General features: G+C 38.1%; 13 protein-coding genes. All 13 read left to right on the top strand.

The genetic code is table 11. The features are described 5' to 3' along the window. The first annotated feature begins 118 nt into the window (after positions 1–118). Positions 119–646, top strand: coding sequence for an ImmA/IrrE family metallo-endopeptidase (locus UNSWCS_RS11545; RefSeq protein ID WP_021088184.1), 528 nt, complete (start codon positions 119–121; stop codon positions 644–646). Next, positions 643–1,011: a hypothetical protein gene (locus UNSWCS_RS08705; RefSeq protein ID WP_021088185.1), complete on the top strand. Its 369-nt coding sequence runs from the start codon at positions 643–645 to the stop codon at positions 1,009–1,011. The genes UNSWCS_RS11545 and UNSWCS_RS08705 overlap by 4 nt, the downstream gene beginning before the upstream one ends. A gap of 15 nt (positions 1,012–1,026) precedes the next feature. After that, the gene (locus UNSWCS_RS08700; protein ID WP_021088187.1) at positions 1,027–1,263 is read left to right on the top strand and encodes a helix-turn-helix domain-containing protein; all 237 of its coding nucleotides are present in this window, start codon (positions 1,027–1,029) and stop codon (positions 1,261–1,263) included. 294 nt (positions 1,264–1,557) lie between these two features. Then, the gene (locus tag UNSWCS_RS12390) at positions 1,558–1,716 is read left to right on the top strand and encodes a hypothetical protein (RefSeq protein WP_021088176.1); all 159 of its coding nucleotides are present in this window, start codon (positions 1,558–1,560) and stop codon (positions 1,714–1,716) included. A 146-nt stretch (positions 1,717–1,862) separates the two neighbouring features. Continuing rightward, positions 1,863–2,576, top strand: coding sequence for a hypothetical protein (locus UNSWCS_RS11540; protein ID WP_021088188.1), 714 nt, complete (start codon positions 1,863–1,865; stop codon positions 2,574–2,576). A 3-nt stretch (positions 2,577–2,579) separates the two neighbouring features. Continuing rightward, on the top strand, positions 2,580–3,434 hold the full coding sequence (locus UNSWCS_RS11705) for a recombinase RecT (protein WP_021088173.1): 855 nt from the start codon (positions 2,580–2,582) through the stop codon (positions 3,432–3,434). A 23-nt stretch (positions 3,435–3,457) separates the two neighbouring features. Continuing rightward, the gene (locus UNSWCS_RS12570; RefSeq protein ID WP_021088180.1) at positions 3,458–3,616 is read left to right on the top strand and encodes a hypothetical protein; all 159 of its coding nucleotides are present in this window, start codon (positions 3,458–3,460) and stop codon (positions 3,614–3,616) included. Beyond that, the gene (locus tag UNSWCS_RS08680; RefSeq protein WP_021088166.1) at positions 3,616–3,936 is read left to right on the top strand and encodes a hypothetical protein; all 321 of its coding nucleotides are present in this window, start codon (positions 3,616–3,618) and stop codon (positions 3,934–3,936) included. Before UNSWCS_RS12570 ends, UNSWCS_RS08680 begins: the two co-directional genes overlap by 1 nt. Positions 3,937–3,999: 63 nt before the next feature. After that, positions 4,000–4,407, top strand: coding sequence for a type II toxin-antitoxin system PemK/MazF family toxin (locus UNSWCS_RS08675; RefSeq protein WP_021088183.1), 408 nt, complete (start codon positions 4,000–4,002; stop codon positions 4,405–4,407). A gap of 145 nt (positions 4,408–4,552) precedes the next feature. Then, positions 4,553–4,783, top strand: coding sequence for a hypothetical protein (locus tag UNSWCS_RS08670; RefSeq protein WP_021088196.1), 231 nt, complete (start codon positions 4,553–4,555; stop codon positions 4,781–4,783). Positions 4,784–5,357: 574 nt separating this feature from the next. After that, a complete protein-coding gene (locus tag UNSWCS_RS08660) occupies positions 5,358–5,696 on the top strand; it encodes a Bro-N domain-containing protein (protein WP_021088174.1) in 339 nt (112 codons plus the stop codon). Between the two features lie 30 nt (positions 5,697–5,726). Beyond that, a complete protein-coding gene (locus tag UNSWCS_RS08655) occupies positions 5,727–6,062 on the top strand; it encodes a hypothetical protein (RefSeq protein ID WP_155242309.1) in 336 nt (111 codons plus the stop codon). After that, on the top strand, positions 6,062–6,307 hold the full coding sequence (locus tag UNSWCS_RS08650; protein ID WP_021088169.1) for a hypothetical protein: 246 nt from the start codon (positions 6,062–6,064) through the stop codon (positions 6,305–6,307). The genes UNSWCS_RS08655 and UNSWCS_RS08650 overlap by 1 nt, the downstream gene beginning before the upstream one ends. Positions 6,308–6,375 lie beyond the last annotated feature (68 nt).

Here is a 6,375-nt window from a genome sequence, read left to right as displayed (position 1 = left end):
TAGTCCAAGCCGTTAAGTTTTACGGCAAGGTTAGTTAAAAATATACCTTTTATATCCCTTTTAACTTATTTAGTGTAATATTTACGGGCTAAAAATTTACGTAAGGGAAATGTCGAATATGGCTACTGAACCAATGCTACCACTTTTTGACGCCGTAGAACAAAGGGCGACGTATACTGTTAGACAACTAGAAAAAATAGCGGACATCGTGCTATCGTCTACGGGCTTTAACGATAAAAACGTAGATGTAGTTAAGGTGGCTAATTTGCTCGGCTACTCCGTTTTTCAAGCCGATTTAGGCGGTAGCGTCGCGGGCATGGTAGAAAAAAACTCAAGCGAAGCTAAGATTTTTATTAACGAAAACGAGCTCCCCGAGCGTCAAAGATTTACCATAGCCCACGAGATAGGTCACATCTTACTACATCACAACGGCGGGCAAGATATTGATTTTACCGACTACAGAAACAACGATCGATACGACAAGAAAGAATTCGAGGCCGATAATTTCGCGGCCGCCCTGCTTATGCCTAAGGCTAGAAGCCTTGAAGTTTGGGGGCTTACGGGCGATGTCGACGATTTCGCTAGAGCGATGAAAGTCTCAAGGAAAGCCGCAGCCATTAGGCTTATAAATTTAGGGCTCATATGAGCCTTGAAAGCTCGGTAAGGCTCGCTATCGACGAGCAAATACCGCCCGAAGAAGACGTACCGCGGGAGAAAAAGCCCAAGTCCCCCGATGCCCCCAAAGAGATAGACACCGACAAACCTCTTATAAAAAATATCGACGATAAAGACAAATTTGAGTGGATAGAGCTTAGGACGAAATACGCCAATAAAATTTACTGGCTTTTGCTCGCCGAAATAGTCTTTCTCGGAGTTATCGTTTTTTTAGACGGCTTTAACGTATGGGGATTTAAAATCAAAGAATGGCTTCTAGGCTCGGTATTTTGCGGCACCTTAACGCATACGTTTTTACTTGTGAAAACTATCGTCAAAAATCTATTTACCAGATAATGAAAGGAAAATAATATGACCGCAGAGGAAAACATCGTTAAGCGTGTGTGTAAAGAGCTAGGCATCACGCAAAGGGAGCTGGCGGATAGGATAGGAATGAGTGCGGATAGCTTAAATAATGCAGTCAATCAAAATAAAATTAGTAAAATGGCTGAAACTGCCATAAATTTAGTTTTAGAGGTTGAAACCCTAAAAAAAGAACTATCAAAATACGAAAATCTAAAAAGTGCCCTAAAAGACGCGGTTTCATAACAGGGGAAAATTTCCCCTGTTAGTTTTAATTGTTGGAAATTCCCTAATTAAAAATTTTGAGTATCTATTTTTTAGTGCTTGTAATTTAATGGGGAGAAATCCTCCCTATTAAAAAGTCTAATAAAAAATTATGCCTTTTTATAGAAAATCAAATATATTATTAGATTAACTATTGACAAAGTTAATAATATATAGTATAATTTCCGCATAAATCTAATAAAACATTAGATTTTGTTCTTTTAGGCGGAATTGTTAAATTTAGATTGGTTTGCTAAAATACGAAAAAGGTTAAGTATGATAGAGTTATTTAAAAATATCGGCTTAGGTATTTTTGTAAATGGTGCGTTTGCTTGGCAGTTTGGCGAAGCAACAACAAAAGGACTTCTTGCGATAATCGAAGGAGTAACTATAATGGCGATAGCCATTTATCTTGAAAGAAAGGCAAACAAATGACAAATCAAGATATTATGCTGATAGCAGGAGCGATAATCATTCTTTTTTTAGGTGCAAAAGCTATCAAAGAATACAAAAAAGAAAGACTTCAGCACTAATCTAAACTAACAATTCCCCTAATTTGCAAAATCAAACAAGGGGAATTTATGCAAAACATCACTTTAAACACGCTTTTTACTACCGAGCAAGTTGCCAAAAGTTACGGCATTTCGCAAGATACCATCAAGAAACATAAGCAAGAGCATTTTGAAGAATTAATCGAAAATATCCATTTTGTAACTCACAAAAACGATCGCAACCGCCCAATCGTAAAATGGACTTTAAAAGGTATCGTTGTCTTAGGCTTTTTTATTCGCTCAAAAGAGGCTAAAAATTTCCGCATTTGGGCGAGCAATCAGCTAGAGCGTGAGCTACTAAAACAGGCGCAAGACTACAAAGAAGCTAGAGCGCGCAACCTAGAACTAGTCGATAAGGTAAATTCCCTCGAGGCTTGCGCTATCAAAGACGCTAAAGACCGCCAAAATCAAATCAACGGCTACAAATCCCAAATTTCTCAATACAACGCCGTTATCGCTAGTTTAAAAAACGAGCTAGCCGAATTTAAACCTAAAAACGGCGAACCTAGATATGAAACCTTAAAAACACTACTAGAACACGCGAGGAAAGAGCGGGATTTTTACAGAAAGAAGAGCATAAAACTAGAGAATGAAAAAAGGGATAAGGAATTGAGGACATTTAGAGCGTTGCAGCAGACGAAAGAACAACTAGAACACGTCTATACGGCAATAGGCGCGGTCGAAGCATACGTGGCGAACGACGACCGCTTTTTTATGGAACAAAATGAAATTTTGAAAGGATAACAAATGAACCAAATACAACCAAGAGAGCAACAAGCGAGAGCTTTAGTAGGCTCAAAAATGAACCAAATCTCAACCATAGTTGGCAACGATAAGGCTAAGGCTTCAATTTTTGCTAGTGCTATCGCGAATATGGCGAACGATTATGGGCTAAAGAATTGTAGCGTTGAAAGCATAGTAAATACGGCCATGCAGATAGTCCAAATAGGACTAAACCCAAATAAGCTTTTCGGTCAAGCTTATGTAGTACCTTTTAAACTAAAAAATGGTGGTGAAACCGCTCAACTACAAATAGGCTACAAAGGGCTTATTAGTTTAGGTATGAAAAACGGCTGGAAATTTAGAGCAGTAGCCGTTTATGATTGTGATGATTTTAGCCTAGAGTTTAATGGGCTTGATGACAAGATACACTTTGCACCAAATTATGACGAACGAAGCGACGATGACGGCGACTGGGTATTTAGCCATTTGGTGGGTGTGATCGTATATGCAAAAGACAGCAACGATAATGTTTTCAGTGAGTTTGTCAGTAAGAAAAAGCTCGAGAAATTACGCTTAAAAAGTCAAAACCAAAGCAAAAAAGACAAATTAGAATACATTTGGCTAGACTGGGCGGAGGAAATGTATAAAGCTAAAGCTCTGAAATACGTTGCTTCACGCTTACCGATAAATGATCGCCTAGCCGAAGCTGTAAGCGCGGAGGATGAGCCTATCACAAAACAAGAAGCCAGCCAAGCACCAAAAGCTGGACTAAACGAGCTTTTGAGTAGTACGGAAAAACCAAACAGCTCAGTTGGTGCAAAAATTCACAAACCGAATACATCGAAGCCGCGCCCCTTGAAGTTGAAATCGCAACTGTAAAAGAAAATTTGACAGTTGAACCAATGCCCCTCGACCTACTACAAAGCGAGCTAGTAAAACGAGGCGCTAGTGAAATAGAGGCTGAAAATTTAGTTGAGAGGCTAAGTATCGACGAGGCTACTGCCTATCTAAATGGCCCAAGTAGCATAGACAATTTAATAGAAAATTTAAAGGATAACTAATGAATGTAGGCTATTTTAAAAATCAAACTTTCAAAGCTCAAGACGGCAAGGAAATAAAATTTATAGGGGGCATTTGGAACGCAGTAAGCAACGACGGAAAAACAAATTATTTTAGGGGGCATATAGAAACGCCTCTAGTAGCTGGCGGACGTGTTTATCTAGCATTATTTAGCCCAAAAGAGCCTAACGGACTAATGTTTGAAGCCACATGGAGCGCACCAAAAAGAAATAATAGCTCCCACACGCCACAAGCTAGCGAGAGTGCAAGCGATGAAATAGATGTGAGCCAATATTGCGATAGCGATGAAATACCATTTTAAGTCGTAAGGTCTTTTGAATTTGGCTTTTTGTAAAATCAAATCCAAAAATACAAGGGCTAGCACGTGGATAAATTTGATAAGTGGAACGAGGTTAAAAAAGAGCTAGAGCAAAAAACTGGAACTGGCGTTGCTAATGGCGAGGTATATTGGTTAAGCGTAGGGCAAAATTTAGGCAGTGAAACTTATGGCAAAGGGGCGGATTTTAAACGCCCAGTGCTTGTTTTAAATAAGGTCTATATAAAAAACTACATAAACGCCTTTATCGGTGTGCCACTTAGCTCAAAAGCTTCTCAAAAATCAGGATGCTTATATCATAAATTTACCGATAAACAAGGTATAAAACAAGTCGCACTACTAGCCCAAATAAGGCTATTTGATACAAAAAGAGTGATAAGCAACGCAAATATTTCAGTGTTAAAAGCTGATTTTGAGAAGATAAAAATCAAGGTGAAAGATAAGATTATAAGATAGTATCCCGGCACTAAGACCGGGGACCCGAGCCTTGCAAAGCAAGGGGGCAATAATCCTTTCGTTTTGAAAGTGGTCTAAGCTCAATCAAGCCTACAACACTTTTAAATTGTTTAATTGTAGTCTAATAAATTTAAAAAGGAATAAAATGAGTGAAAATTTAATAAAACAAACCTGCAAAGAGCTAAATTTAACTTACAAGCAACTTGGCGAGGCGATAGGGTATGGTGAAGAAGCCGTAAGTAAAGCCGCTAGAACAGGCAATATTTCAGCAACGATGAATAAAGCTTTATTGCTTTATCTTGAGAATTTAGAGCTAAAAAACAAGTTAAAAACTCTTGATACTCTCTCTATTATCATAAAAGAACTTTCAAAATAGGCGTATATTTTACGCTTATTTTATCCATAAACACAAATAAAATACTTAAAACTATTGACAAGTAACGTATAATTTTTGTATAATGCTTCTATCAAAACGGATTAAATACGTTTTGAAATAAATCAAAGGAGCATCATATGACAAGATTGTTGCAACTTCTGTGTCTGATTTTGCAAATCCTTTATTAGATTTTGCGAATTTTTGGGTGGATTTAATCCACTCCCCAAAAGTGGACAAAGAAAATCTTTAATCTGATGCCTTTTGACATTATACCCTAAGGAGCAAAAATGTCAGTAGATTTTACCGATGTCATAATGGTTGTAGCCTTTTTCGCTACTTGCATTTGGATATTTCTTACAAGGGGGCAAAAATGAAAGTCCCCTACTAAACAGAAATTTGCCGAGTATTTAAAAGCTTACAAGATAGAGCCAAGCGATAGCAACGAAGAAGTAAGCTACAAGGTGCTTGACTGCGCTTATGATCTATTCTGCGCCTTGGAAGCGTTAGCAAAAAATCATAATGCGATGAGAGCCAAAATTTTAAATGCAATGCAACCAGATAAAAAGGATATAAAATGAATTTAGAAATTTTTAAAAACGAAAATTTCGAGGTTAGAGTTGCGGTTGATGAAAACAATGAACCGCTTTTTTGTTTGAGCGACGTTTGTAAGATTTTGGAACTTACTAACGCAAGTGTAGTTAAAAGTGCGATTATATCGGAGTTTGATGATGACCTAAGTTTAACTTACCCCATCTTTGATAGTTTAGGCAGGGAGCAAAATGCGACTTTTATCACCGAGCCACAACTTTACTTCGTGCTTATGCGTAGCGATAAACCGAACGCAAAGCCGTTTAGAATGTTTGTCAATAAAGAGGTATTGCCTAGCATTAGAAAAACGGGAAGCTATACGTAAAAACCACTTAACTCTATCGACTACCTGCAAATGCAATTAAATTTAATGAAAGAGCAGGATAGAAAGATACACGAGCTAGAAGACAAGACAGACGAAATTCACAAAGAGCAGTTAAAAGCAAAGCACAACATAAACCGCCTTTTAAGCAACGATAGGTATATGACGATAATTGCGTTTATGAATTTATACGCTATTAGCCAAAAGGGGCATCACATCCCAAGCTTAGGCAAAAAGGCTAAAAAGCTAAGCATCGAGCAGGGCGCTTTTATGGGTGCGGTTATCGACCCAAGATATGGCAGGGTAAATACTTATGATGTTGAGATATTAAAGCAGCTATTTAATATCGATGAGCTAAAGGCAGTGTGATGACTTACGGCGAAGCGATTATGAGCGCAAAAGATAAGATGAAGCTAGTAAAAGGCACGTTTAAGATAGGCGTGCCACTGCCACAGCGGCTAAACTTTGAAAGTGCGATGAAATACTACTGCGAAAAACTAGATCGCTACTGGCTTAGCAAAATCGAGCTAAGCCCATCCTCTAAATTTTCAAAGCAAGAGGTGCTACAAATATTAAAAGGCAAAAATCTAAACGGGGCGAGCGATGACAACTAGAGGGAAAACCTAGATAACGCAAGAGAAGCAGAGGATAGCCAAACACTGGCTTATTTTTATATTGAGAA

The organism is Campylobacter concisus UNSWCS (assembly GCF_000466685.1).
Taxonomy (GTDB): domain Bacteria; phylum Campylobacterota; class Campylobacteria; order Campylobacterales; family Campylobacteraceae; genus Campylobacter_A; species Campylobacter_A concisus_A.
This window is presented reverse-complemented; position numbering and strand designations above follow the sequence as displayed.

What these genes read in the sequence shown, in the direction of transcription:
- UNSWCS_RS11545 (WP_021088184.1), top strand. Translation starts at nt 119, where the DNA reads ATGGCTACTGAACCAATGCTACCACTTTTTGACGCCGTAGAACAAAGG.
- UNSWCS_RS08705 (WP_021088185.1), top strand. Translation starts at nt 643, where the DNA reads ATGAGCCTTGAAAGCTCGGTAAGGCTCGCTATCGACGAGCAAATACCG.
- UNSWCS_RS08700 (WP_021088187.1), top strand. Translation starts at nt 1,027, where the DNA reads ATGACCGCAGAGGAAAACATCGTTAAGCGTGTGTGTAAAGAGCTAGGC.
- UNSWCS_RS12390 (WP_021088176.1), top strand. Translation starts at nt 1,558, where the DNA reads ATGATAGAGTTATTTAAAAATATCGGCTTAGGTATTTTTGTAAATGGT.
- UNSWCS_RS11540 (WP_021088188.1), top strand. Translation starts at nt 1,863, where the DNA reads ATGCAAAACATCACTTTAAACACGCTTTTTACTACCGAGCAAGTTGCC.
- UNSWCS_RS11705 (WP_021088173.1), top strand. Translation starts at nt 2,580, where the DNA reads ATGAACCAAATACAACCAAGAGAGCAACAAGCGAGAGCTTTAGTAGGC.
- UNSWCS_RS12570 (WP_021088180.1), top strand. Translation starts at nt 3,458, where the DNA reads ATGCCCCTCGACCTACTACAAAGCGAGCTAGTAAAACGAGGCGCTAGT.
- UNSWCS_RS08680 (WP_021088166.1), top strand. Translation starts at nt 3,616, where the DNA reads ATGAATGTAGGCTATTTTAAAAATCAAACTTTCAAAGCTCAAGACGGC.
- UNSWCS_RS08670 (WP_021088196.1), top strand. Translation starts at nt 4,553, where the DNA reads ATGAGTGAAAATTTAATAAAACAAACCTGCAAAGAGCTAAATTTAACT.
- UNSWCS_RS08660 (WP_021088174.1), top strand. Translation starts at nt 5,358, where the DNA reads ATGAATTTAGAAATTTTTAAAAACGAAAATTTCGAGGTTAGAGTTGCG.
- UNSWCS_RS08655 (WP_155242309.1), top strand. Translation starts at nt 5,727, where the DNA reads ATGCAATTAAATTTAATGAAAGAGCAGGATAGAAAGATACACGAGCTA.
- UNSWCS_RS08650 (WP_021088169.1), top strand. Translation starts at nt 6,062, where the DNA reads ATGACTTACGGCGAAGCGATTATGAGCGCAAAAGATAAGATGAAGCTA.